This is a genomic window from Psychrobacillus sp. FSL K6-1267 (assembly GCF_038003265.1).
GTDB classification, from domain to species: Bacteria; Bacillota; Bacilli; order Bacillales_A; family Planococcaceae; genus Psychrobacillus; species Psychrobacillus faecigallinarum.
The window spans coordinates 1,325,558-1,351,816 of the sequence record NZ_JBBOOR010000001.1 but is presented as its reverse complement, the minus strand read 5'-3'; the positions used below and the strand labels follow the sequence as shown (position 1 = coordinate 1,351,816).

Genomic DNA, 26,259 nt, shown 5'->3' with positions numbered 1-26,259 from the left:
GGCACCTCCTAATAACTCTTTATTTATTATTCTATTGTAAAAAACATATAAAGTCTAAAATTTTCTAAACAAATAGTAAATTGACACTTAAATCATTATCTTTTTGTTCTTTCTGCCCATTTAGTTAATAAAATTCGACGAATTACAGCAATATTTTGAAACAGTCGAACTCCAAAAGCAAAGATTGCCGCTAAATATAAATCTACTCCTAAATGAACTCCCAGAAACGCAAGTGCAGCTGCTAATGCAATATTAAAGAAGAAACCTGAAACAAATACTTTGTCATCGTAAACATGCTGTAATTGTGCTCGTATTCCACCAAACAAAGTATCTAGTGCTGCTAAAACAGCAATGGATAGATAGCTCTCATATATTTCTGGAATTTGAATATCAGTCATTAAACCAAGTGAAATCCCAAGTAATAAACCTAAAAACGGCAACCACATAATACTACTCTCCCCCTGGAACTTCTTGTAAAAATTGCATATTTACAGACTGGTCAAACGCTGGTATTGTAATGATATTTTCAGGTTGACCTATTGTCAGTCTCAAATTATCTATATAGAAATCATCGCCGATAGGGGATGCTTCTAACTGGTTATACATTTTTTTCGCATCCTCAAATGATAGCGTCCCAATTTTAATGGTGAAGGGGGCCTTTTTGATAGCCAGGTTATTCACAGTAGTCCTGCCATTTACATCACGAATAGCTGTGGAATAAATAATCCGTTTTCCATCCACCTCTACTGCTTCTGCTTTAAAACGATTAATTTCGTTTATGAGTCTTATTAACAAATCTGGAGAAATCTCTTCTATTTGTTCTCCTACAATCATACTCTCTATAGAAGGCTCAATTGTAATGGACAGCCCTGGCCCTTTAAACGCATCTAAACCAATTTCTTGCTTTAACTGTTTAATTGTTTCATTTAGAGCTACTTCAGGACTAGCATTGACCATATTTTCATACTTACCTACTGTTTCCTCTAAAACGCGAACCTCTGACAACAGTTCTGAATGTAACTGTGTTTCCGTGGCTAGCTCTTGTCGTATTTCCCATACATCTCGTGTATCACGGGTTTCTGGGTCTTTTACTGTATTATATTGAACTGCTATCATAAAACCAACGATTAACAAAATTATAGTAAACCGAATATAGACGGTTTTTTTCATGTATTCGGCCTCCTTCACCTTTGTTAATTTTGGTCACCTCGCAAAGCAGGCATGACTATTTTACTTTTTTCTTCTACTGTAACTACAATATTGTCACTTGTTAATTGATCGACAACACCACCACCTAAATTTACAGAGGCTAGTAAAACCTTTGGATCTCCAACTACCTCTATAACAAAAGGAGCAGGAAATGCTCTACCATCCACGGTAATTACAGGACCAGTACAGCTTATGTACGATTGTGCATGGAGCCTTTGTCCATTAATAGAAATGGCCTCGGCGCCGGATATTTTTAACTCATTTATCACTTTGAATATGTGACTTTCATGAACAATATAATCATTTGGATTTTCCTGTGAGGGATTATATTCACCATCCTGCAACGAAATGGATAATCCTTTTCCTTGCGACTGCATATCCCCCATTAACAAACGAAGCATCTCTGCCTCCTTTACTAACTCCTCAACACTTTCTTCACTTTCCACAAACGATTTTTCATATTCTCTAATCTCTTGCTGTTTTGTATTTATTTCTTCTGTTAATTCCTTGTTCATTTCTTTCTGATCAATCAGCTTTTCCCTATACTTTTCAAGCTCAAGTGAATAATCGCTATTTCCGCCCGTTTCTTTATCAGCAGAAGCCAAACTGTAGGAATAAGCTAGAATGAAACCTAAAACTAAACTAACCAGCGAAATCAGAATTCGTCCTCGAAAAGGGACATTAAGGAGTCTCCTCTTCTTCATCTTCAATCGCCTCCTCATCAGTTGTCTCGTTAAAAACCTCTACATAAGGTTCAAAAAATGAACCTACCTCCATATCGATTACGCCCTTTTGATCTGGATTTAGTTGCGAAACTATCGAAGGGTAGTAATTCATTTTTTCCGAAAAAGATGGAATCAAGGCTTGTACTTCATTCCCGTCATTCATGTATACCTGAATGGAATATTTGTCATTCTCTTTCGGTACATAACTTATTTGAGAAATCGTCAATAATACTTCATTTTTCATTTTTTTAAGTTCTTTTATTAGACGTAATCGAATCTTTTCGTTTTCGAATCCTGTGATAATAGGTCCCTCCATTGGAACAATATGTCCTTCTGGAGCTATCGTTTTGCCATTCTCCAATACTATTTGAAGAGTATTCTCGCTTTCCACATATCCAACCTGTTTATATTCTTCTACCTGGATATGTATGCTGGAAAGCCATTTCCTTTTAACTTGTACATTTTCAACCCAATCACTTTTCTCTAAAGCTTCTTCTATATCTTTTTCCTTGAAGCTCCACATAGAGTCCCCAATCGTCAAACCTGTCTGTTTAATATATTCTTCTTTAGAGAAAAGATTAGATCCTTCCAAATCTATTTGTTGTATTTGACTATAGGATGATTGGAAGTACAAAACAACGAGCAGTGTAAAGATAAAGAGAAAAAGTAGAATGGAAAATTTTTTATTTGTTCTACGTCTTCTTTTTTCTTTTAAAGTGGGTATACGATCTTCAATATCGATGATTTTTTCCATTCTACCGCCTCCCTTCTGTACCAGATGTGTTTGCCAAATTCAAAATAATTCCAATAATTCCCCAAGTCATGACTAAGGATGACCCTCCGTAACTGATGAAAGGTAACGTTACCCCTGTTACCGGAAGTAAGCCTGTCACAACACCCATATTTAAAAATGTCTGTACTACAAGCAAGGATGTTAATGCGACTATCACTAATTGAGCCTCTCGTGTCTTTGCTCGCGCCGCCATTGTATAGCTGGTTGTGAAAAAGACAACAAAGGCCATAATAACAATCAACCCACCTATAAACCCTGTTTCCTCTAACAAGATAGAGAAAATGAAATCATTTTGTGGCTCTGGTAAGTATAAGAATTTCTGGCGGCTGTTACCATATCCAAAACCAAACAAACCTGCTGGACCAATCGCTAATAAGGATTGAATAGCTTGAAACCCAGAACCAAGAGGGTCTTTCCAAGGGTCTAAAAAGGCTTGGATACGAACTAGCCTATACGGGGCAGAAATAATTAGGGCAGCTAAACCGATTACACCTGACAAACCAATAGCAAAGAAAAATTTTAAAGGAAGTCCTGCAACGAATAGAAGCATGAAGACTGCTACTACTAATACAAATGCTGAACCAAAGTCAGGCTGAACCATAATAAGCCCAATTGGAAGCAAAAGCAACAAAGCACTTCTCATATATAGTTTGCCTTTGTTTTTAGGCTCTTTTGCTAAAGCTAGCGCTAAAACTCCTAACACTGCAATTTTGGATAATTCCGCAGGCTGAAAATTTGTGAAACCAAGTGATATCCAACTTTGCGATCCATTCCGTACAACACCGATACCTGGGATCAGTACCCCTATAAGCAATACCACCGATATGATATATAAAACGTGCCAAAATGTGGTAAGCCGCAAAAATGATTTATTTTGAATAAAAAATGCTCCGGCTACTCCCACTATTAGGTACATTCCTTGTTTTAAAGCAAACGGTGTTTGTCCTTGATAATGTACCTCGCTCCAATAAGAGCCAGCAGAGTGTACAAACAAAATACCGATAATAGATAAAAATAATACAGACGATAAGAATAATAACTTTCTTTTATCTTTCGATTATTTCATCCTTTCAACTTGTCGATAACGCCTTTACGATTTCGATGAATTCATCTCCTCGCAGTTCAAAGCTTTCATATTGATCCCAGCTTGCACAAGCTGGCGAAAGTAGAACAACATCACCTTTTTGGGAGACTTCTACAGCTAAGCTTGTAGCGTCCTTCAAATTAGACACTTTTTTGACAAAAGGAATGTTGTTCTCCTCACCAAACTTTTGGAGCCTTTCACTAGTTTCACCAAAGTGTACTAAAGCACGGACATTTGGAAGATAAGGAATAAGTTCATCAAAGGAATGCCCTCTATCTACCCCACCAGCAATCCATACTACTGGCTCTGTAAAGCCTGCTAAAGCACTTTTAGTAGCCAGCGTATTTGTTGCCTTAGAATCATTGTAATATTTACGTCCATTAGATTCTAAAACAAATTGTGTACGATGTTTGACACCTTGGAAGGATTGCAATACTGCCTTGATGCTTTCTAAAGAGCAATCTAACAATATAGCGGTTGCAGTTGCAGCTAACACATTTTCTAAATTATGCTTTCCGCGAAGAGCAATGATAGAGCGTTCGAAAAGCTCCACCCCATTCCAGTATATATACTGATCGTCTGCACTTATTCCTTCGGTTGTTTTTTTACTCACGTAAAAAGGAACCTTTTGTGCTAAGCTTTTTTCTGCATAATCTTTAACAATTTTTTGTTCACCATTATAAACAAACCAATCGGAATCATCTTGTTTCTTAGTAATATTGAATTTAGCATCGGTGTATTCCTTATAGGTTTTATGATAGTCTAAATGCGCCTCATATAAATTCATTAGCACAGCTATTTTAGGTTTCAATAGTTCAGTTCCCATTAATTGGAAGGAAGATAATTCCATTACAATGTTATTTTCCTTAGTCGCCGTTTTAGCTACCCCAGAGGCAACCGTACCAATATTACCAGCGATTAATGGCTGTTTATGAGCGTGTGCAAGCATTTCATAAATAAGTGTTGTAGTAGTAGTTTTACCATTCGATCCTGTGATACCTATTATTGGAGCTTCACTAATACGATAAGCAAGCTCTACCTCTGTCCAGACAGGAATATTTCTTTTAATAGCTTCTGCAACCACAGAATTTGTATAAGGAATTCCTGGATTTTTTACTATCAAGCTAAACCCTTCGTCCAATAAGTCCTCTGGATGGCTCCCACAAATTACAGTCAAGCCTTTAGATAGGAGATATTGAGCGTTTTCATTTTGTTCAAAAGGCTTGGAGTCATTGACCGTTACAAATGCTCCTAAGTCATGTAGGATTTCCGCAGCAGCTGTTCCGCTTTTGGCTAAGCCTAGCACGAGAATTTTTTTATGATACACAAATGGTAGCTGATTCAATTTACATTACCTCCATGATTACTACAATCATTGCCGAAATAAAGTTAATTGCCCAAAAGGTCGTTACAACTTTACGCTCACTCCAGCCAGACAATTCAAAGTGATGATGAATAGGACTCATCTTAAATATTCGCTTTCCAGTTGTTTTAAAGCTGATAACTTGTAAAATAACCGATAAAGTTTCTATTACAAATATAATCCCCACTATAAGTAAAAGAATTTCTTGTTTTACAAGAATAGATACCATTGCTAATGCTCCACCTAAAGCAAGAGAACCAGTATCACCCATAAATACCTTTGCTGGGTTTTTATTGAACAACAGGAAGCCTAGCAAAGCACCTGCTACACTAAATGTGAAAATTGCTATGTCTGTTTGTTCGTAGATTAATGCAAGTACACCGAAAGTAGCGAATGACACTGATGCTGTACCAGATACTAAGCCATCTAGTCCATCCGATAGATTTACTGCGTTGGAGAAACCAACTAGCCAGAAGACTAAAAAAGCCACATAAAATTGACCTAATGAGAATCTAATATCTGTCCACGGTATAGACAAGGATGTATCAAATGGTCCTAATTTTAATAAGAAGTAGCCGATAATCGCTACAATGATTTGACCGATTAGCTTTTGCCATGAAGTCAAACCTAAATTTCGTTTTAAAACTACTTTTATAAAGTCATCCAAGAAACCTATTAATCCAAATCCAACTAATATTAATAGTAATACAATGGATTGAGTAGTAATTTTGTCAAAAATAAAGGAAATGGCAAGCGTTGTCACAATAATGGAGATTAAAAATATTAATCCTCCCATTGTAGGTGTACCAGCTTTTTTCTGATGAGACTCTGGGCCCTCTTCTCTAATACTCTGCCCAAATTTCATTTTTCTTAGATAAGGAATAATAATCGGGGCAAGTAAAACAGATACTAGAAAGCTAACAATAAGTGTAATAATCGTTGTAGACAATGTCATAAAAAAATCTCCTTAAATACGCACAACTATTTACGAATGTACTATAGTTATTTTTATTTTGTGTAAACATGTATCGTCCCATCTAACGGAATAAGACTGTTTTCTTTAGGTAATTGGGTTAAAATTTCATCCCCATCCCCGTGCCAAACAATTTTAAATGGATACATATAAGATGTAATTTCTTTTCTTTTGGTACCTACTAAGTCAGGAACTCTAACAGTTTGGACGTCACCCCATCTGTAATCTTTTTCTAGCTGAGTACCACTGCCAGTAACTTCAAGTGAATCTTCAATTATTTGACCAACAATTGGCGCTGCTATAACTCCTCCGAACTGTGTGCTATGTTTAGGATTATCAATCGCCACGTATACAATAAGCTCTGGGTTATCAGCTGGCGCGAAACCAATGAAAGAAACAATATATTCCCCTTCCATGTATCGACCGTTTTGAACCTTTTGTGCAGTCCCAGTTTTTCCACCGATACGCAATTGGTCTCGATAAGCATTTCTTCCAGATCCATGGGCCACAACATGTTCAAGAGCCTCACGAACCTTTTGAGATGTAGCCTCCGAAATTACTTGAGTTTTCATCTCCGGTTCAGCTTTCGATAAAACTTCTTTTGTTTCTCCATCCAATATATTTTTTACGATATATGGCTTATATAGATAACCGCCATTAATAGCAGCTGCCACTGCCTGTACTTGTTGGATTGGTGTTACAGAGATACCTTGACCAAAAGAAGTCGTAGCATGTTCGACAGGTCCGTATGCATCCTTGCTAAATAGAATACCCGAGGATTCTCCAGCCATTCCAGAACCAGTGGATTGACCAAAACCAAATTTTTTAATGTACTCTGAAAGCTTATCAGGTCCAACTCTTCTGCCTAATTCTATGAAGCCTGGGTTGCAGGAATTTTCAACAACCTCCAAAAATGTCTGACTGCCATGTCCTTGACGCTTCCAGCATCGCAATCTCGCACCCTCTACTATCGTATAACCTGCATCATGGAAATGATCATTGTCTAAATCCACCACATTTTCTTCTAAGGCTGCGCTCAATGTAATAATTTTAAATGTAGATCCTGGCTCAAAAGTCATCCAAACTGGTAAGTTACGATTATAAACAGTAGAATCGACTTCTTGATAGGAGGACGGATCAAAGTTCGGTGCGGAAGCAAGCGCAAGAATTTCCCCGTTGTTTGGATTCATTACTATAGCAATACCTTGAGTAGCTTCATATTTGTCCATAGCTTGAGACAGTTCTCTTTCTACAACAGTCTGTATCTTCATATCAATAGTCAGCTGAACATGGTTGCCATTTTGTCCATTTTTCCAGCCGTCATCTACATGGGGAAGTGGAATCCCCTTTGCATCCGTAAACATACGAATGGCTGATTCTTTCCCCTTCAGTACGGAATCGTATTGATATTCAATCCCAGCAAGTCCCTGTGCATCATATCCAGTAAAACCAAGTAATCTGGACAACATTCTGCCATGCGGGTAATCTCTTACATAGTCAATCCCAGCATACAATCCTTTAATATTTTTATCTTGAATTTGCATAGCCAAATCAGAGGTAATATTTTTTCCATCAGGAGCTATTTTAACAAGATATGCTCTTTTGTTAATTTGGTCGTATAATTTTTGCTCTTCTACCTCTAATAGTGGAGCTATCTCTTCTGCAACCTTGTCAGGCTCTTTGTTTTGAGATGGCATATAAAATAGAGTTGGTGATAGCCTATTCCCAACAATTACCTCACCATTTCTATCGAGTATATTACCCCTCTCGGAAGCATAGGGTAATTCTCTGTCCCAACTTTCCTTCGCTTTAGTAGTTAGTTCCTCAAATTGGACAAACTGAAGCTGAATAAGCTTTCCTGCTACCGCTATAAACAACAGAAGCGTGATAATCCATATCATCCGTAATCGAATAACTTGCTTAAGTTTAGATATAAAGTTTTCTCCTTTAGCCCGTTTTAGATAGCTTATGAAAAAACGTCAGTAACTATTCTATCACTCTTCTAGTCTTGTGGTAGTTGCTCTGTTTCTTCGACTTCTTCTGTTTCTTCTTTTTCTACGACTGGATCAGCTACTTCCTGAGGAGTAGATAGTTGAACAACTATCGGTGTCTCGCTTGTAACAATTGATCCTGCTGTTAAACTTTGCTTAGAAACATAACCATCACCAATTATTTCAATAGGTAGTCCAGAAAGTGACTTATAAATCATTAGATTTCTTTTAGACCAACCATTAAAGTTAGGAAGCTGTATTTCCCCACTACCTTTAACAAAGACCGTTCCTTTAGAAATAACTGAAGTACCCGCCTTAGGATATTGTTCAACAACCTTATCCGCCTGACCAATTATAACAGTTTTCAAGCCTTGTGCTTCTAAATCCATTTGGATATCAACCAAATTTTTTCCAACTAAATCTGGCATTGTAATAGGCTTAGACAATTCAAGATTTTCAGGTTCTATGTTTAAATACTTTAAGCTACTTTCTGTAACGGAATTAAATATCTCTGCTACTGGCTGAGAACCTACTTCCGTATCTTTAATCTTAGGTTTATGAACTGCTACATAAACTATTAACTGTGGGTCCTCTACCGGCGCCATACCTAAGAATGAGTATAGGAATAATTGTCTCCCCCATAAATAGGAACCATCACCTTTTGGAATTTGAGCTGTACCAGTTTTACCTGCAGAAGTATATCCTTCTAGCTTGAATCGTTGGGCAGTTCCATGATCCGAAGTAACTGTACTTTCTAAAATGTCCTTCACCTGATTTGCAGTACTAGCTGAAATTGGAGATTTCTTTTCAACTGGTTCATTGTCTTCGATAATTTCGCCTGTATTGGGATTTACAATTTTATCAATAACAAATGGTTGCATCATAGTACCTTCATTTGCAATAGCTGTCATAGCTTGAACCATTTGAATTGGCGTTACAGTTACTCCCTGCCCATAGGTAGTGGTAACTCTATTGATAGGATATTTATCATTTACAATTCCAGCTGCTTCATTTGGAAGGTCTATACCCGTGGGCTGCCCAAAACCAAAACGACGAATATACTCTATAAAGGTTTCATCGCCAATCTTATTTAGTAAAAAAGCCATAGAAACGTTAGAAGACCTTTGGAAACCCTCTAAATATGAAATTTGTCCCCAACCTAACCCATTGTTATGGTCTCTAATTGTACGGTCAAACACTTTATAAGTACCCGATTTAAATTTTTCATTTGGATTCCAGACACCCTCCTCTATTGCAGAGGCAAGTGTAAAAATCTTCATCGTGGAACCTGGTTCTATTGTTTGCTCTATTGCTTCATTTAACCAGTTAGTTGATAATCCTTCGCGTGTATTAGGTTCAAATGTTGGCCTTTGAGACATCGCTAAAATCTCTCCAGTTTTAGCATTTGCAACGATTGCTGTCATTTTTTCTGGCTTATACTTTTCTTCTGCTTTATTCATAGCATCTTCTAGAAAGTTTTCTATCGTTTTATCTAGTGTTAAATGAATGTTATAGCCGTCTTGTGCATCTGTGACCATTTTGTCTGCCTTAGGAAGTAAAAACCCTTTTGTGTCGCTTTGATATTCCACTTTTCCTGGTGTCCCAGTTAGTGCTTTGTCGTAAATATATTCTAGTCCCATTTTACCAACCGCTTTAGATTTGCCATCCTCTGTTTCTTCCTTTAAAGCAAATCCGATTAAATGAGAAGCAAAAGTGCCGTTAGGATATAATCTTTTTAAATCCTGGATAAACATAATTCCAGGTAATTCTAAACTCTTAATCTCTAACATTTTTTGGTGACTTAAATCCCGTCCAGCTTTCCCAAACTCTACCTGATACTTGTCCTTTTCTATTCCATTGTTCAATATTTCTAGTATTTCTTCCTGTGGGAGGTCTATATATTCAGCAAGTATGTTTGCTGTATCCCCTGGATCTACTACATGACGAGGAATAGAACTGTTGTTAGATACATCTTCCCTAGTAACTGCAATCATTTTATAACTAAGTGTATCTTCAGCGATGACTTCCCCATTGCGATCTAGAATTTCTCCTCTGCTCGCTGGAATTTCTTGAACTCTATTATATTTAGATTCTGCCTTAGTTGCCAAAGACTGTCCTTCTGCTGTTCCTGTCACTTGAATAAATACGAAGCGGCTAAGTAATACAAAAAAGAGCCCTCCATAAAGTAAAAACATTAGAAAGGCTCCCCATTGAAAACGAAATTTCTTATTCATTGTCCTGGTACTACCTTTACATTTTGCTCATTTAGTTTCAAGCCGAGTTCCTCCGCCTTTTTCCAAATTCGATCATAGGTAGATAATTCACGCACTTGTATGGACAAGTCTGTATTTTCTTTTGAAGTAGTATCTATTTGTTGTTCTAGTAAGGATATATCCTTTGTAGTTGCTCTTACAGTTGATTGAGTTTGGACAATCATTAAAGACAGAATAGTAACAATGCTTAATAAACCTAAAAACAAAACTTTTTCACCTTTTGAAAATATTTTACTTTTCTGTATTGCTGGCTTCTTTGGTTGTGGTGGTTGCTCCGGAAAAGAAGGCCTAGCTATGTATGGTTCGGATTGGTAATTACGTAAAGCCATTTAAACACTTCCCTTTTCGATTAGTTTTTCCACAATTCGTAGCTTAGCAGATCTTGAACGATTATTAACTTCTAGCTCAGCCTCAGACGGCAAAATAGGCTTTTTAGTAACTAGCTTTAACATTGGCTCCATTCCTGCAGGTATGACCGGCAAGTTTGGCGGTAAGTTTGGTAAAGATGAAGCTTCTTTAAAAATAGTCTTAGTAAGTCTGTCCTCTAAGGAATGGAAGGTAATCACACTTATTCTTCCACCTACTTTAATAAGCTGTATTGCGTCCTCCAGAGATTCCTCCGCTGCTCCAAGCTCATCGTTAACCGCAATTCTAACTGCTTGAAAAATTCGTTTTGCAGGATGCCCACCTGTTCTCCTAGCTGCAGCTGGTATTCCTGCTTTGATCAACTCTACTAGCTGGAAGGTAGTTTCGACAGGTGATACTTCTCTTGCCTGTTCAATTTTCCTAGCAATTTGCTTAGAAAACTTTTCTTCTCCATAACGGAAAAAGATTTTAACTAATTTTTCATAGGGCCATTCATTGATCACATGATAGGCTGTTAGTTCGCTTGTTTGGTCCATTCTCATATCAAGAGGGGCATCGTAGTTATAGCTAAAGCCTCGTTCAGGGGTATCTAGCTGAGGAGAAGAAACTCCTAAGTCGTATAAAATCCCATCGACCTTTTCTATTCCTAAATCATATAATGATTCTTTTAAGTATCGAAAGTTCGCATGAACAAACGTTACTTGCTCTAGGTATGGCGCTAACTTAATCTTTGCATTTTCTATTGCTACGGTATCTTGGTCGAAACAGATTAATCTACCTTTTTCATTAAGCTGTTTTACTAAATACTCACTGTGACCTGCTCCGCCTAGCGTGCAGTCTACATAGATTCCATCGGGACGAATAGCTAGTCCATCTACCGTCTCGTGGAGTAATACTGTTGTATGATGAAACAAGCTCTTCCCTCCATTTCTTATATATCAAAGCCGATCATATTTTCTGCAATATCGTTAAATGAATCCTCAGAGTCTTCAAAGTATGTTTCCCATGCTTCCTTAGCCCATATCTCTAAACGATTAGAAACACCAAGGATAATACACTCCTTGTCCATCTTTGCATAAGACCGAAGATTATTCGGTATATTAATGCGGCCTTGCTTATCAATTTCTACCTCAGTGGCACCAGAAAAGAAAAAACGAGTAAATGCCCGTGCATCTTTTTTAGTAACGGGTAGTTCTTTTAACTTTTCTTCGAGCTTTCGCCATTCATTCATAGGATAACCAAATAAGCAATTATCAAGACCACGGGTTAAAACAAAACATTCCTCTAAATGCTCTCTAAATTTAGAAGGTATGATTATTCTCCCTTTGGGATCGACGTTATGCTGGTATTCGCCCATGAACATGCTACTCACCCCACTTTATGTCAATAACATACCACATCCCTCCACTTTCCTCCACATTTTTTTCTTAAATAAGCATACAATTTTTCAAAATGCGTAATAAGTACTTGTTGAAACAAGTTTAGAGCGAATACGACAGGGTTTTATAAGATAAAAAGCATACCCGTATTCAGAAAATATAAACCTGTTTTATATTAAATTTAGAATAAATTTAAATGAAAACTGAAATATAATTTTCAAATCAAAAAAAGATATTCATTCTTCTCGTCTTTATAAGTTTCTTAATGACACTGAGTTATGCTGAATGTATAATTACCACCGAGAAATAAGCAATTTTTCTAATCCTAAAAAAATACCAAATTATCATTCTTACTATTTTTGTAATTAGCGAAAATAATAGAATAATAGATAATCCTATAGTTGAGGGCGACGAGAAATCTATCCATTCACCAAAATAACACCGTACATATCAAAGTAAACGCTCAAAGCTACAAAAACGAAAAAATCCCCCACCAGTTAAGGTGGGGAATTGATAAACCTTATAGAAAAACTACTTGATGCTTACCATTGAATTTGTATGGAATTTGCAACAATTCCTGGATGAGAGTTGGACCCATTTCATTTAACACTTGAACAGGACAGTAAACTCTTTCCTGTAAACCATCGTTAGGCATTAACTCCATCATTAATTGGTCGTAACGATAAATAGACGAATCTAATTTAGATAAAAGTGTATCTTCCACAGCATGGTCGATAAAGGTAAGCTGTTTGAAATGAAAATTCAAGTTTTTTTCTACTAAAGGTGTTAACTTAAGATCGTTTTCTAGTAGTAGTTCCTCAAGTTTTTCATACTTATTGGACAGCTCATCCTTAATAGACTGGATGTATTTTGGAATATCTTCATTTCTATTTTGTTCGATAAACTGTACCTTAGATTGTCCCACTACTCCACTCCATACATCTGGAACTGAAAATTCAAGTTTCTTAAGAATCGTCTGAACCTTAGGTGTAACAAGTGTTACGCTAAGTCTTGGTGTTATAACTGGCATTTTCATATCGAATAATTCAAATGCCGGCTTTAAGGTTGCCCAATACGCAATTTCGCCAGGACCGCCGATGAAGCTTAAAACAGGAAAAACCATTTCCTGCATAATTGGACGAGTAACTACGTTGTTGCTAAGCTTTTCAGGGGTATTTTGAGCGATAAGGAGAAGTTCCTCTTTTGTAAAGGCAATACCTTTTGCTTCATGTATAAAAAGATTGTTTTCTCTCTCTAGAAGGAATCGTTCGCCGTCCTCTACATAAAACAGGTTTGCTGCAGTTTCTTTCGCTTGAATTGGTGTTCCGTAGTCTAATCGTTCAAGCTTTTGCTCTTGATGAAAAACTAATGATCCTAATTCAGCCGAGCGGTTAATCATTTCTAGAAAAAAAGCTGATTCTAATTCACGAAGTGGCTTATACGCAGCATCAATCATCAGCAATCCTTCTTCATAAAACAATTCATTCATTACTGCCGTAAAGAAAGATGTATAGGTTGAATGTTCATCTATAAGAATAACGAATTTATTATATAGATCTTTTGTGTATGCTGTTTCAGGTAAGCTTTTGAAAATTTCCTCTAAATATACAATCATCATTTCTTTCGTATATGTTGTTTCAGAGGCTATTTTCTTTAACTTTGATTTTTCAGGGAAGACGAGCTTATGAAGCATTCTACTTTTCTCTATGTAAATATGATTAATTTCATCGATATCATGATCTTCGCCCGCAATCCAAAATACAGGAATTACTGGTACTCCTTGTATTTCTCTTTGTTGCTTTGCAAGAGCAATTACAGAAATTGCTTTATGGATGGAATACATAGGGCCTGTCAGTAAACCTGCCTGCTGTCCGCCAATTACAACCACACCATTATTTTTCAATTCCTCTAAATGCTTTTTACTTTTTTCTGAAATTCCAAACATGTTCATATAGCTAGTAATTACTTCTACCAGTTCGGTTCTTTTATGATTAGTAAAATCAGTTTCCTGAATTCTTTTGTTTAAAGCCTCTTGGTTCCAGTTATAGTGAAAGAATGAAGATAGGCTTTCAGTATCCTCTAAATATGTTTGATAGAATGAGGAAACAAATGGTTGTGTGTATTGCTCTAATCGCACGATTTTCCACCTCTTTAATATAATCCTTTTAGAGTATATCATTTCATGATAAAGAGATAAAAATTATTAGCTTATATACTTTAAAACATATCGGATTACTCCGATTAACCATAAAAGTGCATAAGTTACGCAAAGCAAAATAAAAAATAGCCTCCATATTTTACGGAGTAATGATTGGACCTCTATTTCTTTTTTGCTACGCCATTCCAAAATAGTAAGTAGCGTGGCTATCAGGATGGCAATAATTATGATTAAAAAGCCTATCTCCTTATCAAAAACAATATTGAAAACGATGGATACAGAGAAAAATAATAGAAAAGTAGTAATGTCTGCCGCAATTCCAATAGACTTTTTTCGTTTCTTTAGAGCATACTTAGCAACTGCGAAAGTAAATATAAATAAAATGGCTGGAATTAAAATAAATGCAGAAATTAGATTAATAATGTCATTCACCTGCTTTATTCATTTCTTTTAACAATAAATAAAAAGTATTTAAGATTGGTAAGGCTTTATTTCTATTTTCAGCTTCTCTTAAAATCGCTCCCACTATGGTCTCCACTTCCATGATACGACCACTTTGATAATCCTTTAACATAGATGAGTAGTTTTTTTCTGTATTTTGGCAGAGTGACACTACTTCCTCCCACGATAAAAGTTCCTTGCACTCAACGAATGCCTCTAAAATTTCTTCATAAATACTTCGTAATATCTCTTTATACGATTCATTTTTAATAAGCTCTCCGTTTTGTACATGAGCAATTGTCGTCAGTGGATTTATTAAACTATTAAGCAATGCTTTTTTAAACAGGATTTGGTATATATTTTGAGAATATTGAATAGGGAAATTTTCTATATTACTATGTAGGAATTGCTCTAGAGATGTCCATTTCCCTTTATATATCCCTATTGATGTCACACCGACTCCTAAATGTTGGACTGTAGCAGGGTTACTTTTGGTCGCTCCATGAAGCACAGACCCAAGTATAATGTTTGATTGTTTTAAAGTATCTATAAATTGTATATGGAGTAAACCATTTTGTATAAACATTAGAGGAATTTCTCTTGGTAAGGAATCTAAATCTTTTTTTAAGGAAGAGAGATGGTGGTATTTCACTGCCACTATAATTAACTCCATTTGATTCATAGTTGCTATTGAAGAGACTATTTGACATTTAATCGGCTCTGGCTCAGACAAATTTTCTTGCTGTATGTATAGTTGTTCTATGTTTTTATTTCTTACTAAAAAGGTTATGTCATGTCCATGCTTTGATAAATAGCCACCAAATAACATACCTATTGCTCCCGCCCCTACAATTCCAATGCGCAAATTCATTTCCTCCCTATATTATTTATTACATTTTGTTTAAGAAACTCTTTAAGCAAAGTACAAGTCCTATGTTAAACGACAAATATAAACCTTGAAAAAAATATATATCCTTTGAAAAAGGCCTACCTCTAGGGTAGACCTTAGTTAAAAAAGATTATACAGGAAGTACTGGATGTTTTCGAGGTGCAATTGTTATTTCTTTATTTTCATAATATCTTAAACGGTCAGCCAATTCATTGCGTAGATCACTTGGCTTAACAATCTCATCAATAATCATTTCGGAAGCAAGTTTATAAATATCAATTTCTTCCTTATATTCTGCATGCTTTTCCTGAACAAACTTCAGTTTCTCTTTTGGATCCTCAATTGCTTCAATCTTGTTTGAATAGACCGCATTTACAGCAGCCTCAGGTCCCATAACAGCAATTTGAGCTGTTGGAAGAGCAATACACACATCAGGCTCAAATGCAGGGCCTGCCATAGCATATAATCCAGCCCCATATGCTTTACGTACAATTACCGAAATTTTAGGTACTGTTGCTGAGCTCATGGCTGCAATTAGCTTTGCTCCGTGACGGATAATTCCTGCTCGTTCCACTTTGGTTCCAATCATAAATCCTGGCACATCTGCTAAGAACAATAAAGGGATAGAGAAAGCGTCACAAAGCGAAATAAATTTAGCTGCCTTGTCTGCCGAATCAACAAATAGTACTCCGCCTTTTGCTTTAGGTTGGTTAGCTATAATGCCAACAGCTTGTCCTTCAATTCGAGCGAATCCAGTAATTAACTCTGGAGCAAAAAGTTTTTTAACATCAAAGAACGAACCCTCATCTATTAGAGCATCAATTGCCTCGTACATATCAAAAGGAGCATTTTGATTTTCTGGAATAATTGCTTCAAGCGTTCTGCCAACTTTAATGTCCTTAGGTTCTATTTTTTTAGGCTTTTCTGTGTAGTTAGCGGGGAAATAGCTTAAGTACTTTTTCGCCTCTTCAATTGCTTCTTCTTCTGTTGATACAAGGACATCGCCAACTCCACTTACTGTGCAGTGCATTCTTGCACCGCCCATTTCTTCTAATGTAACCTTTTCCCCAATAACTTTTTCAGCCATACGTGGAGAACCTAAATACATAGAGGCATTGCCTTCTACCATGAATACAATATCACAAAATGCTGGAATATATGCTCCTCCAGCAGCAGAAGGTCCAAACAACAAGCAGATTTGAGGGATAAACCCAGAAAGTCTTACTTGATTATGGAAGATTCTTCCCGCCCCCCTGCGATTAGGGAACATAGCCAACTGGTCTGTAATACGAGCACCAGCAGAATCAACTAAATATAACAAAGGTACTCTATTTTTTTCAGCAATTTCTTGTATACGAATTATTTTCTCAACTGTTCTAAAGCCCCATGACCCCGCTTTTACTGTTGAGTCGTTTGCCATTACGCAAACAGTTTGCCCATTCACTTTACCAGTAGCAGTAACTACGCCATCCGCTGGTAGGTCACTAGCCTCCACGTTTGCAAAGCGACCATCCTCAACGTATTCTCCATTATCAAATAATAGCTTAAGACGGTCACGAACGAATAGCTTGCCCTGTTCCTTCATTTTTTCATGATATTTAGAATGTCCCCCTGCATATATGGACGATAGCTTTTCTTCTAATTTGTCGTTATACCCTTTTGTTTCTCCCACTTTGCAAAACCCCCAATTCAAGTAGTTTCAGCCGGCCATTCCACCGACTGATACAAACTTGATAGAATAAACTACTAAACAATGATTTTATACATAGTTGCGTCAATTCCAATAATATTCAATAGAGCACCACCAATGTAAATGGTATCCTCTGTTTTAATTATCTTGAATAATTACAAACTAAAAACTTATTCAAAGGTTACTAATACGTCACCTTCGTTAACGAAGTCTCCAACTTGTGCTTTGATTTCTGAAACTTTCCCAGAAGTGTCTGCTTCTACTGGTATTTCCATTTTCATCGATTCAAGAACCATTACTACTTGTCCTGCCTCTACTTCTTCACCAACTGCTACATTTACTGTAAATACTGTCCCTGCCATCGTTGATTCTAAATTCTTCATTTTGAAATTTCCTCCCTTTGTTTGGCCATCCATTCCCCTAAAACGGACGTTGAATATATTCCACTTGTAAAGTTACTATCATGTAAAAACTGATTAAACAGTGGAATATTAGTTTTTACTCCTTCTATTTTAGCAGAAGAAAACAATTTTTGTGCTTTCTCAATTGCTAATTTTCTGTTATCTGCATGGATAATGACTTTTGAGATCATCGGATCATAGAAAGGCGTTACTTTATCACCTTCCTCATACCCAGCATCTACTCGCACCTCAGTCAGGTCTCCCCATGAAAGAGTTGAGATAGTTCCCGGAGAAGGGAAAAATGTTTTTGGATCTTCAGCATAGATTCTAAATTCAAACGCGTGCCCATTGGAAGTAATATTTTGCTGTTCCTTAACAGGCAACTCCTCTCCCTCAGCAACCTTTAGCTGCCATTCTACCAAGTCAAAGCCCGTTACTGCTTCTGTGACAGGATGCTCCACTTGTAAGCGCGTGTTCATTTCTAGAAAATAAAATTGATGCTCTTGATCTACGATAAATTCAACAGTACCAGCATTTACATAATCGACCGCTTTAGCTGCGTTTACTGCTGCTTCATATAGTTTTAAACGAGCTTCCTCAGGAAAGTTAGGAGATGGAGATTCCTCCAATACTTTTTGATTTCTTCTTTGTACAGAGCAATTACGCTCGAACAAATGAACAATATTTCCTTTTGTATCCCCGAAGATTTGTACTTCAATGTGCCTTGAAGCCTCTATAAATTTTTCTAAAAATACTATATCGCTTCCAAAATAGGATTTTGCTCTTGTTTTAATGGAATCAAAATGCTTGCTAAGAGTCGCCTCATCATCACATTTAATCATTCCAATTCCACCGCCACCTGCACTTGCCTTCAGCATAATGGGGTAGCCAATTTGATTAGCTGCCTCTAGTGCAGCCTCTAAAGAGTTAAGCCCTTCTTCCGTACCCGGAACTACTGGAACATTTGCTTTAATCATTGTTATACGTGACTCAATCTTATCACCCATTTTTTCAATTGTTTCGGGCTTAGGTCCAATGAATTTAATCCCAGCAGCCTCCGCTTTTCTAGCAAACTCTGCATTTTCTGATAGAAAACCATAGCCTGGGTGAATAGCGTCAACGCCTTCTCTCTTTGCCAGTTCAATGATTTCGTCTGCTTTTAAATACGATTGCTGTACCTGGCTTGGTCCGATATGAAAAGAATAATCAGCCTCTTTTACATAAGGCAACTGTTCATCCGCCTCCGAATAAATAGCGACTGTCTCAATATTCAACCGTTTGCATGTTTTAATAATACGTCTTGCAATTTCTCCCCTATTTGCTATTAATAGCTTTTTCATATGTATCTCCCCTTTGTCAAAAAATTTCTCCCCCCTATTAGTCTATACGATAAATGAAAGCGAATTCAACTTTCATCCTAAAAATGGGTAAATTCCTCCTGTTTACTAGATGACAACTTTGTTACAGGTGCCAGGCACCTGTAACAAAGTTGTCATCTCTCCTCAAAAGCTAACATGGTCGTAGCCATAATAAAAAGTCTCTATAATTTAGAGACTTCTTGGCTAATTTCTGTCTATATGTTGAACACCTTGTTTGGCCCAGTTCACTAATACCTCGTAATCTCTTTTCAGTAAATTATACGCAGTAGATATTTCATCATAGGAATTTTTCATCTGGTCATAGCTTTGCATTGCAAGCTGCAAATGGTTTTGAAGGGAAGAGGGATCAGTTACTGTTTCCTTGTAGCTTTCTTCCTTCGGGGAATCTTCTTTTGGGAAAAGTTGTGGGCGAAGATTTTTGTTCCATCTAAATGCACAAGCCTGTTTAGAACGTCCTAACAAAACACTTGCTTCCTGGAATCCGGAGATTTGGGTGTGGCCTTGTTCAATCTTTTTTAATACTATTTCTTTTAGTAGATTGTCTTCTTCGAGGGTCCAGCTATCTTTTCTCAATTTAACATTCACATTAATCACCCTTTGCTTTTTTATTAATATATGCAAAGTGGGTATAAATAGACTCTTATTTTACTTCTTTTTTGTTAAAAAAGAATTTACTGCCTCATGGTGCACATCTGCCTCCCAAAGAATTGAACATTCTTTTACTTCCTCCATTATTCTCTCGAATAATTGAGATTGCTCCCATTTTCTTATGAGTTGTTTTTTGTATGCCTTCAAAACTGTTGAATGAGGAACAATCATTTTTGCGATAAATTCATTGAGTGCATCTAATTTATCCCCCTCAAAGAGATCAGTAGCCCAACCGATTGATAGAAGCTCATTTGAATCATATGGAGTTGCTTCAGTTAGCATTTTTAAAGCTTTGTCATAGCGCATTCCTTTTTCAAAAAGGTATGTTCCACCACCCCATCCAGTGGTAATCGCTAATTTTCCTTGAATAAAACCACATTTCGCTTCTTTTTTAACAAGTCTATAGTCACATAATGTAGCTATCTCGCAGCCTCCGCCAACTGCTGTTCCATTGATTAAGGCAACTGTCGGAACCTCTAGCGTAGCCACATCATAAAGCACCTCAGCGACAGTACTTAACATACTATAAGATTCCTCAGCAGTTTTTAGCTTATGAAAAACGGACAAGTCTCCGCCTGAGCAAAATGATTTTTCACCTACACCTGTAATAACGACCAGCTTAGAAGTTTTGTTTGTTCTAACATTATTAACAAGCTGTCTAAATCCTTCTATTACTTCTAAGTTGATAGCGTTATGTATATTTGGTCGATTAATTTCAAAAAATAGGATGCCTTCTTTTTCTATCATTGTATAAGCCACAAAACGTACCTCCTAAAATGAATATAGAGAAAAAGGCTACCGAAGAGCCATGGTCTCTTTGGTAGCCTTTTAAGGAACAAATACTGTATTATTTGCTCACTACTTCTTTCCCTTTGTATTGACCGCATGATTTACAAACTCGGTGAGCCAATTTCATTTCACCACAATTTGAACAAGCAACCATACCAGGTACGGATAATTTAAAATGTGTACGACGTTTTCTTTTTACAGTTTTAGAAGTTCTTCTAGCTGGTACTGCCATTGGTGGCACCTCCTTACAGATCTATTATTCGTCTGTTTGATCAAAATACTTAGCTAATTCAGCAAGTCTTGGATCCAATTTTGGTTGTTCATCTTCTTGCAAATCATTCAGATCTTCATCTGTTGTGTAGCTCCAGCCTGTACCACCCTCGTGTTTAAATTGGTCTGCACCTTCTTTATACACTTGCAATGGTATTTCTAAAAGAACTAGTTCTTCTAGAACAGGGTCGACATTAATGACATCCCCTTCTACAACATGAAAATTATCATACGCTCTTGCAGAAGCGAGTGCACTATCAGACCAACTGAATACTTCATCAGATTGAATCTCAAATGGATATTCTACATCTTCCCAAGTGCGTGCACATGGTAATGTTAGAGTTCCTGAAAGCTGAAAATGACAAGTCATTTGCGCTGCACCAAATGTGCAGTGCCCTTTTACATGAACGGGTGAAATCTTTCGAACGTCCTGATTTCGTTTCTTCACATTTTCGAGTTCCACGAATTCATCTAATTCTAGACCGTTCTCACGATATTTGGATAGCTGATGAATTGCCCATTTCATACGATTATCACCTCAAGACAACAAAGTTGATTATATAATGACTGGTTTTAGATGTCAAGATAATTTCTTGTCACTACTTTATTTTAACATTATACTTTCAGTAAGGAAAGTAAATGCATTCCATATATTTTTAACAGACGAATTAAAGATTCAGATGGCTCCACCAATGAAAATCTGGCTAGAAACACTAAATACGCCAGCGCCTTTCTATACCCCCAACAAGTAGAGGAGAAATTGTGAGTAGGCATTTTCTCAGCAACAGTAAACGCACTTATTTTAGATTTGCTTGCGCAGCTTTTTACCCATTTGAACTCGATGGGCAAAGTAAAGAAACTAGATAACAAGAAATTAAATATTTTTACCTTTAAAAAAGAAGGGAATGGAAATCATGAAGGCTACAGGAATTGTCGTTGAATATAACCCATTTCATAATGGTCATTTACATCATTTAAAGCAATCTCAAATTCAGACATCTAGCGACATAACAATTGCTGTCATGTCGGGCAATTTCCTCCAACGAGGAGAACCTGCCCTTGTGGACAAATGGACTAGAGCTAAAATGGCTTTAGACGCTGGAGTAGATTTAATTGTTGAGCTACCGTATGCATTTGCCACTGCTCAAGCAAGTGATTTTGCTAAGGGAGCTATTTTCCTATTAGACGCTCTAAAATGTGATACTTTTTGTTTTGGAAGCGAGGAGGGATCCATAGCATCCTTTGAACATACGTATAATTTGCTTTCTTCCAAAAAAATAGAGTATAACGAGGCTATTTCTCAATTTGTGAAGCAAGGGATTAGTTATCCAAAGGCTTTAAACGAGGCATACAAAAGTATTTCACGGTATTCTGAAGAACCACTTGTAGATCTCTCTAAGCCAAATAACATTTTAGGCTTTCACTACCTTGAAGCAGCGCGTCAATTAAATTCACCAATTCAGCCTGCGACTATACAAAGAATAGTTGCCAATTACCACGATGATGCGAAGGAAACAGAATCCATTGCAAGTGCAACTGGAATTCGAAAGGTGCTTTTTGAAGAGAAAGAGCTATCCAAGGTTCATTCTTTTTTACCATCAACAAGTATTGCTGGTCTGGAGCATTGGTTAGAGCATGCAGAAAGCTTCGGTAGCTGGGAACGCTTTTATCCGTTATTAAGGTTAATTATTTTGCGTCAGAACAAAAAAAGCATAGCTAAATATGCTGAGGTTACAGAAGGGATAGAAAATGCAATTTGGAATGCCGGTGTCAAGAATGAACACTTCCAGCCTTTCATGGAGCAAATTAAGTCAAAACGCTTCACATGGACAAGGATTCAAAGAATGCTGACACATATCTATACTGATTTTACTTGGGAGCAGTTAAGAGCGATAGAGTATCCGACATATATTCGTCCACTAGCGATGAGTAGTAGTGGTCAAGCCTATCTGCAATCCATAAAAAAAGACTTGCAGCTCCCTCTAGTTAGTAGAGTGGCTGCAAGCAAGGAAAATATACTACTCCAACTTGATATTAAAGCTGCAAATCTTTATTATTTGGGTCTTCAAACAAATTATGGAGCATCTATGGTTGGAAGCGATTTTCGTCAAATTCCTTTCCGTCAATAATCATTTGGGCTCCAGCTTATCTAAATAAGCTAGTGCGTCATCAATAGTTTTCACAGGCACAATTTTCATCTTTGTGCCTATTTTTTCTGCAGATTTCACAGCCTCTTCATAATTAGAAATTAGATCAGGATTTTTAGCAAGAATTTCCTCTGCAATCTCATCATCAGGAGCAAACATTATTTCTGCTCCCTTTTTGTCTGCCGCAATCACCTTTAAATCAATTCCACCAATTCTTCCAACTGTACCGTCTGGTAACATTTCACCAGTTCCAGCAATATTGTAGCCTTTTGTAATGTCTTCTGGTAGCAACTGATTTAGAATTTCAAGAGTAAACATTAGACCTGCAGATGGTCCACCAATATCTTCAGAATGAATCTCAACTACAGGGGTAGTTTCCACTACCTTATTTTCCGTATAGGAAATACCGATTCCTGCCTTTTCAAGCACTCCTGGCACCGCCTTAAGGGTTACCTCCTTTGTCAGCTCATCTCCATCTCTTTCGACCTTCAAACGAATTTTATCGCCCTCTTTTTTACTTGCCAGATAGTCAGCGATGATCTCACCTGTCAAATCAGTTAATTCATCCATTTCTAATATTTTATCCCCGGCTTTAAGGATATTGTCTGCTCCACCGCCATCTATAACATTAAAAATAAAAATGCCATGGTTAATAACCGTAAAAGGTTTTTTAGCCCGATCGAAGGCTACCGAAATAGCATTAAATTGAGAATCAGACATAAGCTTTAATTGACGGACATTATACTCCTCTTCATCCTCATCTTCTTGACGAATTTGATTGGCTTTATAAATTTTTTGACTATCCATTACTTTGGCATAGGCATACGTCAGTGGTGTCGCCTTGGACAAGGCAATTGTCAAAAGACTAAAAGTTCCTTCATCATCTTTATCTCCGCCATCGACCTCAACGAATGGCGTAAGCTCATAAGCTCCACCTGGTCTAGAAATATAGGATTCCATTGGATAGAAGCCCAGCACTAAAATGATTACAACAACAAAAAGAAGGATGATTGGTTTAATCTTCTTCATAAGTTATCCCTCTCTTTCATAAATAATTAAATGTAAGTATAAGTTTATCACTTACATTTTTGACTGACAAAACATATCAAGAAAATTTTACTAATGATGGGAGTAAAAATGAACACACAGCTCATAAAAACTGAGCAACTATAAAACTAAGCTTGAGAGAAAAGGCATTTTTCTCTTTAGAAGACAAGGAATGAATTAGAATGCATATTATTGTTACGATTGGCAGTTGGGCACTAATTATTCTCCTATTCTTGCAGCCAGGGGTTTCACATAAGGGTGCCTTAGAGGGTATGCGCATCTTTACTACTGCTCTCATGCCCTATTTATTGCCTTATTTAGTTATTACTCAGATGTTCATTCGCTCCCAACAAGGATTTTTAAAGACTGAGAACAAATTTAAACTTTATTTTAATATTTACCTCCTGACTGCTCTAGGAGGCTTTCCTAGCGGAGCAGCTATTATCTCTTCTTTAAAAGAAATAGGCACATTAAATGCAAGAAATGCGAGCTGGCTGTTGGCTATCTGTCATGCACCGAGTCCCATGTTTGTTATTGGATTTGTAGGAATTGAAATATTTAACGCCGAGATAGCAGGACTTAAATTGTTAATCATCATTCATGTAGTAAATATTTTGTTCCTCCTAGTATTCATTATTTTTTCAAAGCCTATTCAAATGAATAACCATGAAAAAGTAATAAGTGGGTCTCCATTCCAAGAAAGTATTAGAGAAACCTCTCAAATACTATTGCTTATTGGGACGACCGTTATATTTTTTACAACTGTCAGCTATATCGTTTTTGAATCCTTAAAAGAGATCATTCCTTCTATTTCCTCCTTCGCTCTAGTGTTTGTATCATCATTTTTTGAAATGACTGGAGGAATAAGCCTTGCGGGAGATATACTTTCTGGATCTACTTCTTTGCCCTTTGTTGTTGCTCTTATCATTGCATTTAGTGGCTTAAGTATTCATATGCAAATTATTGTACTTGCCCAAAAAGCAGGGATATCTATTCGAAAGTATATCCTATTCCGAATTCTCCATATGTTAATCATTCCACTAATCTTTGTAATAATATAAACAAAAGTGTTACAGGTGCCAGGCACCTGTTACACTTTTGCAACAAACCTCTAATATCTATCTAAAAAATAGATATTTTCTTTTCGTAAAAAAAACCTCACCAATAGGTAAGGTTTTTAATGTTTATATTTTTCCTTTAGGGCTTGTTCCACTTGGGAAGGAACAAGTTCTCCTATATTACCACCGTACTTGGCAACTTCTTTTACTATACTAGAGCTTAAAAAGGAATATTGATTTTTGGTCATGATAAAAAAAGTCTCGATTTCATCATTTAAAACTCGGTTCATAGAGGTGATCTGCATTTCGTATTCAAAGTCCGACACTGCTCTTAGCCCCCTAATGATAGCACTTGCCCCTACTTCTTGTGCATAGTCCATTAGTAGACCAGAGAAGGTTTCCACTCTCACGTTTGGCAAATGAGCTGTTACTTCTTGAATAAGCTTTACTCGCTCTTCTACTGAAAACAGAGGGTTTTTAGAGGAATTATTCAAGACAACCACATAGACCTCTGAGAAAATAGAAGCACCTCGAGTAATGATATCAAGATGTCCGTAAGTAATGGGATCAAAACTTCCTGGAACGACTGCAATTTTACTCATCTAAATTCTCCTCTTCTACTTGATGGCGGTAAATTGAAATAACCGTTCCTCCATAATTCTCTCTACGTGAAAGCTCAAAGTTACCATAGGAATCTGGCAAATCGACCATTTTCTCATGCTCACATACGATAATACCTGTATCAGACATAAGACCCTTCTCGACTATCTCTCCAACTAAGTTGTAAAAAGGGGTCTTACTGTAAGGTGGATCAACGAATAACAATTCGAGTTTTAATGATCTTTTTTCAAAAGCCTTTACAGCACGAGAAGCATCAATTTTATAAATCTCACTTGCATCCTCTAACCGACATTTTTTCAAATTTTCATTGATGGTTTGAACAGCCTTTTGATCTTTTTCGATAAAAATACATATATCGATTCCTCTACTTAACGATTCAATGCCAAGACCTCCACTACCAGCAAACAAATCTACTGCAGTCCCACCGTCAAAATATGGACCGATCATATTAAATATTGATTCCTTTACTTTATCAGTAGTTGGTCTAGTGTTAGTACCTGGAACCGCCTTTAAAGGAAGCCCTCTTCTACTACCTGAAATAACTCTCATACAATTTCTCCTAGCA

26 protein-coding genes and 1 pseudogene are annotated in these 26,259 nt (G+C 36.8%); 2 read left to right on the top strand and 25 right to left on the bottom strand.

Annotated elements, in window-relative coordinates:
• Positions 1-95: 95 nt before the first annotated feature.
• From MHB55_RS06585 to MHB55_RS06480, 22 genes and pseudogenes are all read right to left on the bottom strand, one after another.
• On the bottom strand, positions 96-446 hold the full coding sequence (locus tag MHB55_RS06585; protein WP_144537963.1) for a small basic family protein: 351 nt from the start codon (positions 444-446) through the stop codon (positions 96-98).
• Between the two features lie 4 nt (positions 447-450).
• Positions 451-1,170 (bottom strand): DUF881 domain-containing protein, encoded by a 720-nt coding sequence (locus tag MHB55_RS06580; RefSeq protein WP_340862854.1) that lies wholly within the window; start codon positions 1,168-1,170, stop codon positions 451-453.
• Positions 1,171-1,193: 23 nt separating this feature from the next.
• On the bottom strand, positions 1,194-1,913 hold the full coding sequence (locus MHB55_RS06575; RefSeq protein WP_144537961.1) for a DUF881 domain-containing protein: 720 nt from the start codon (positions 1,911-1,913) through the stop codon (positions 1,194-1,196).
• Entirely contained in the window at positions 1,891-2,688 is a 798-nt protein-coding gene (locus MHB55_RS06570; protein WP_340862853.1) for a cell division protein FtsQ/DivIB, read from the bottom strand. The genes MHB55_RS06575 and MHB55_RS06570 overlap by 23 nt, the downstream gene beginning before the upstream one ends.
• Before the next feature lies 1 nt (position 2,689).
• A pseudogene (locus MHB55_RS06565) lies at positions 2,690-3,748 on the bottom strand (FtsW/RodA/SpoVE family cell cycle protein); the annotation flags it as partial.
• 49 nt (positions 3,749-3,797) lie between these two features.
• Positions 3,798-5,156, bottom strand: coding sequence for a UDP-N-acetylmuramoyl-L-alanine--D-glutamate ligase (gene murD, locus MHB55_RS06560; protein ID WP_340862852.1), 1,359 nt, complete (start codon positions 5,154-5,156; stop codon positions 3,798-3,800).
• Between the two features lies 1 nt (position 5,157).
• The gene (mraY, locus tag MHB55_RS06555; protein WP_144537957.1) at positions 5,158-6,129 is read right to left on the bottom strand and encodes a phospho-N-acetylmuramoyl-pentapeptide-transferase; all 972 of its coding nucleotides are present in this window, start codon (positions 6,127-6,129) and stop codon (positions 5,158-5,160) included.
• Between the two features lie 53 nt (positions 6,130-6,182).
• Positions 6,183-8,048: a penicillin-binding transpeptidase domain-containing protein gene (locus MHB55_RS06550; protein WP_144537956.1), complete on the bottom strand. Its 1,866-nt coding sequence runs from the start codon at positions 8,046-8,048 to the stop codon at positions 6,183-6,185.
• Between the two features lie 101 nt (positions 8,049-8,149).
• Positions 8,150-10,372, bottom strand: coding sequence for a penicillin-binding protein (locus MHB55_RS06545; protein WP_340862851.1), 2,223 nt, complete (start codon positions 10,370-10,372; stop codon positions 8,150-8,152).
• Positions 10,369-10,740, bottom strand: coding sequence for a cell division protein FtsL (gene ftsL, locus MHB55_RS06540; protein ID WP_154311185.1), 372 nt, complete (start codon positions 10,738-10,740; stop codon positions 10,369-10,371). The genes MHB55_RS06545 and ftsL overlap by 4 nt, the downstream gene beginning before the upstream one ends.
• On the bottom strand, positions 10,741-11,691 hold the full coding sequence (rsmH, locus tag MHB55_RS06535) for a 16S rRNA (cytosine(1402)-N(4))-methyltransferase RsmH (protein WP_144537954.1): 951 nt from the start codon (positions 11,689-11,691) through the stop codon (positions 10,741-10,743). It lies immediately after the preceding gene.
• A 17-nt stretch (positions 11,692-11,708) separates the two neighbouring features.
• Positions 11,709-12,140, bottom strand: a complete 432-nt coding sequence (gene mraZ, locus MHB55_RS06530) for a division/cell wall cluster transcriptional repressor MraZ (RefSeq protein ID WP_151110644.1) — start codon at positions 12,138-12,140, stop codon at positions 11,709-11,711.
• Between the two features lie 536 nt (positions 12,141-12,676).
• Positions 12,677-14,293 carry a bacillithiol biosynthesis cysteine-adding enzyme BshC gene (gene bshC / locus MHB55_RS06525; protein WP_340862850.1) on the bottom strand — a complete coding sequence of 539 codons (1,617 nt, stop codon included), beginning with the start codon at positions 14,291-14,293 and terminating at the stop codon, positions 12,677-12,679.
• A 66-nt stretch (positions 14,294-14,359) separates the two neighbouring features.
• Positions 14,360-14,746: a DUF3397 family protein gene (locus tag MHB55_RS06520; RefSeq protein WP_186318126.1), complete on the bottom strand. Its 387-nt coding sequence runs from the start codon at positions 14,744-14,746 to the stop codon at positions 14,360-14,362.
• Positions 14,739-15,620, bottom strand: coding sequence for a 2-dehydropantoate 2-reductase (locus tag MHB55_RS06515; protein WP_186318125.1), 882 nt, complete (start codon positions 15,618-15,620; stop codon positions 14,739-14,741). The genes MHB55_RS06520 and MHB55_RS06515 overlap by 8 nt, the downstream gene beginning before the upstream one ends.
• A 154-nt stretch (positions 15,621-15,774) precedes the next feature.
• Complete coding sequence (locus MHB55_RS06510; RefSeq protein WP_340862849.1) at positions 15,775-17,316, bottom strand: acyl-CoA carboxylase subunit beta; 1,542 nt, start codon at positions 17,314-17,316, stop codon at positions 15,775-15,777.
• 188 nt (positions 17,317-17,504) lie between these two features.
• Positions 17,505-17,717, bottom strand: coding sequence for an acetyl-CoA carboxylase biotin carboxyl carrier protein subunit (locus tag MHB55_RS06505; protein WP_144537948.1), 213 nt, complete (start codon positions 17,715-17,717; stop codon positions 17,505-17,507).
• Positions 17,714-19,075: an acetyl-CoA carboxylase biotin carboxylase subunit gene (locus MHB55_RS06500; protein WP_340862848.1), complete on the bottom strand. Its 1,362-nt coding sequence runs from the start codon at positions 19,073-19,075 to the stop codon at positions 17,714-17,716. Before MHB55_RS06500 ends, MHB55_RS06505 begins: the two co-directional genes overlap by 4 nt.
• Before the next feature lie 222 nt (positions 19,076-19,297).
• On the bottom strand, positions 19,298-19,699 hold the full coding sequence (locus MHB55_RS06495; RefSeq protein WP_186318124.1) for a hypothetical protein: 402 nt from the start codon (positions 19,697-19,699) through the stop codon (positions 19,298-19,300).
• Positions 19,700-19,759: 60 nt separating this feature from the next.
• Positions 19,760-20,521, bottom strand: coding sequence for an enoyl-CoA hydratase/isomerase family protein (locus MHB55_RS06490; protein WP_229653920.1), 762 nt, complete (start codon positions 20,519-20,521; stop codon positions 19,760-19,762).
• 88 nt (positions 20,522-20,609) lie between these two features.
• Positions 20,610-20,783, bottom strand: coding sequence for a 50S ribosomal protein L32 (rpmF, locus tag MHB55_RS06485; protein ID WP_144537945.1), 174 nt, complete (start codon positions 20,781-20,783; stop codon positions 20,610-20,612).
• A gap of 24 nt (positions 20,784-20,807) precedes the next feature.
• Entirely contained in the window at positions 20,808-21,347 is a 540-nt protein-coding gene (locus MHB55_RS06480) for a YceD family protein (protein WP_144537944.1), read from the bottom strand.
• A 388-nt stretch (positions 21,348-21,735) separates the two neighbouring features.
• On the opposite strand from MHB55_RS06480, the gene MHB55_RS06475 reads away from it, so the two are divergent.
• On the top strand, positions 21,736-22,950 hold the full coding sequence (locus MHB55_RS06475) for a nucleotidyltransferase (RefSeq protein WP_340863957.1): 1,215 nt from the start codon (positions 21,736-21,738) through the stop codon (positions 22,948-22,950).
• Here MHB55_RS06475 and MHB55_RS06470 read toward each other — a convergent pair whose 3' ends face one another.
• Positions 22,951-23,997 carry a SepM family pheromone-processing serine protease gene (locus MHB55_RS06470; RefSeq protein ID WP_154311189.1) on the bottom strand — a complete coding sequence of 349 codons (1,047 nt, stop codon included), beginning with the start codon at positions 23,995-23,997 and terminating at the stop codon, positions 22,951-22,953.
• Between the two features lie 200 nt (positions 23,998-24,197).
• Here MHB55_RS06470 and MHB55_RS06465 point away from each other — a divergent pair, with 200 nt between their 5' ends.
• On the top strand, positions 24,198-25,076 hold the full coding sequence (locus MHB55_RS06465; protein WP_144537941.1) for a hypothetical protein: 879 nt from the start codon (positions 24,198-24,200) through the stop codon (positions 25,074-25,076).
• Positions 25,077-25,192: 116 nt separating this feature from the next.
• On the opposite strand, the gene coaD is transcribed toward MHB55_RS06465, so the two are convergent.
• Both coaD and rsmD read right to left on the bottom strand, forming a co-directional pair.
• Positions 25,193-25,675 (bottom strand): pantetheine-phosphate adenylyltransferase, encoded by a 483-nt coding sequence (coaD, locus tag MHB55_RS06460; protein ID WP_144537940.1) that lies wholly within the window; start codon positions 25,673-25,675, stop codon positions 25,193-25,195.
• Entirely contained in the window at positions 25,668-26,243 is a 576-nt protein-coding gene (rsmD, locus tag MHB55_RS06455; RefSeq protein WP_144537939.1) for a 16S rRNA (guanine(966)-N(2))-methyltransferase RsmD, read from the bottom strand. The genes coaD and rsmD overlap by 8 nt, the downstream gene beginning before the upstream one ends.
• Between the last annotated feature and the right edge of the window lie 16 nt (positions 26,244-26,259).

Bases quoted from the DNA above. Each gene is read 5' to 3' on its own strand.
- MHB55_RS06585 (WP_144537963.1), bottom strand. From the start codon at position 446: ATGTGGTTGCCGTTTTTAGGTTTATTACTTGGGATTTCACTTGGTTTA.
- MHB55_RS06580 (WP_340862854.1), bottom strand. From the start codon at position 1,170: ATGAAAAAAACCGTCTATATTCGGTTTACTATAATTTTGTTAATCGTT.
- MHB55_RS06575 (WP_144537961.1), bottom strand. From the start codon at position 1,913: ATGAAGAAGAGGAGACTCCTTAATGTCCCTTTTCGAGGACGAATTCTG.
- MHB55_RS06570 (WP_340862853.1), bottom strand. From the start codon at position 2,688: ATGGAAAAAATCATCGATATTGAAGATCGTATACCCACTTTAAAAGAA.
- mraY (WP_144537957.1), bottom strand. From the start codon at position 6,129: ATGACATTGTCTACAACGATTATTACACTTATTGTTAGCTTTCTAGTA.
- MHB55_RS06550 (WP_144537956.1), bottom strand. From the start codon at position 8,048: ATGATATGGATTATCACGCTTCTGTTGTTTATAGCGGTAGCAGGAAAG.
- MHB55_RS06545 (WP_340862851.1), bottom strand. From the start codon at position 10,372: ATGAATAAGAAATTTCGTTTTCAATGGGGAGCCTTTCTAATGTTTTTA.
- ftsL (WP_154311185.1), bottom strand. From the start codon at position 10,740: ATGGCTTTACGTAATTACCAATCCGAACCATACATAGCTAGGCCTTCT.
- mraZ (WP_151110644.1), bottom strand. From the start codon at position 12,140: ATGTTCATGGGCGAATACCAGCATAACGTCGATCCCAAAGGGAGAATA.
- MHB55_RS06505 (WP_144537948.1), bottom strand. From the start codon at position 17,717: ATGAAGAATTTAGAATCAACGATGGCAGGGACAGTATTTACAGTAAAT.
- MHB55_RS06500 (WP_340862848.1), bottom strand. From the start codon at position 19,075: ATGAAAAAGCTATTAATAGCAAATAGGGGAGAAATTGCAAGACGTATT.
- rpmF (WP_144537945.1), bottom strand. From the start codon at position 20,783: ATGGCAGTACCAGCTAGAAGAACTTCTAAAACTGTAAAAAGAAAACGT.
- MHB55_RS06480 (WP_144537944.1), bottom strand. From the start codon at position 21,347: ATGAAATGGGCAATTCATCAGCTATCCAAATATCGTGAGAACGGTCTA.
- MHB55_RS06475 (WP_340863957.1), top strand. From the start codon at position 21,736: ATGAAGGCTACAGGAATTGTCGTTGAATATAACCCATTTCATAATGGT.
- MHB55_RS06470 (WP_154311189.1), bottom strand. From the start codon at position 23,997: ATGAAGAAGATTAAACCAATCATCCTTCTTTTTGTTGTTGTAATCATT.
- MHB55_RS06465 (WP_144537941.1), top strand. From the start codon at position 24,198: ATGCATATTATTGTTACGATTGGCAGTTGGGCACTAATTATTCTCCTA.
- coaD (WP_144537940.1), bottom strand. From the start codon at position 25,675: ATGAGTAAAATTGCAGTCGTTCCAGGAAGTTTTGATCCCATTACTTAC.
- rsmD (WP_144537939.1), bottom strand. From the start codon at position 26,243: ATGAGAGTTATTTCAGGTAGTAGAAGAGGGCTTCCTTTAAAGGCGGTT.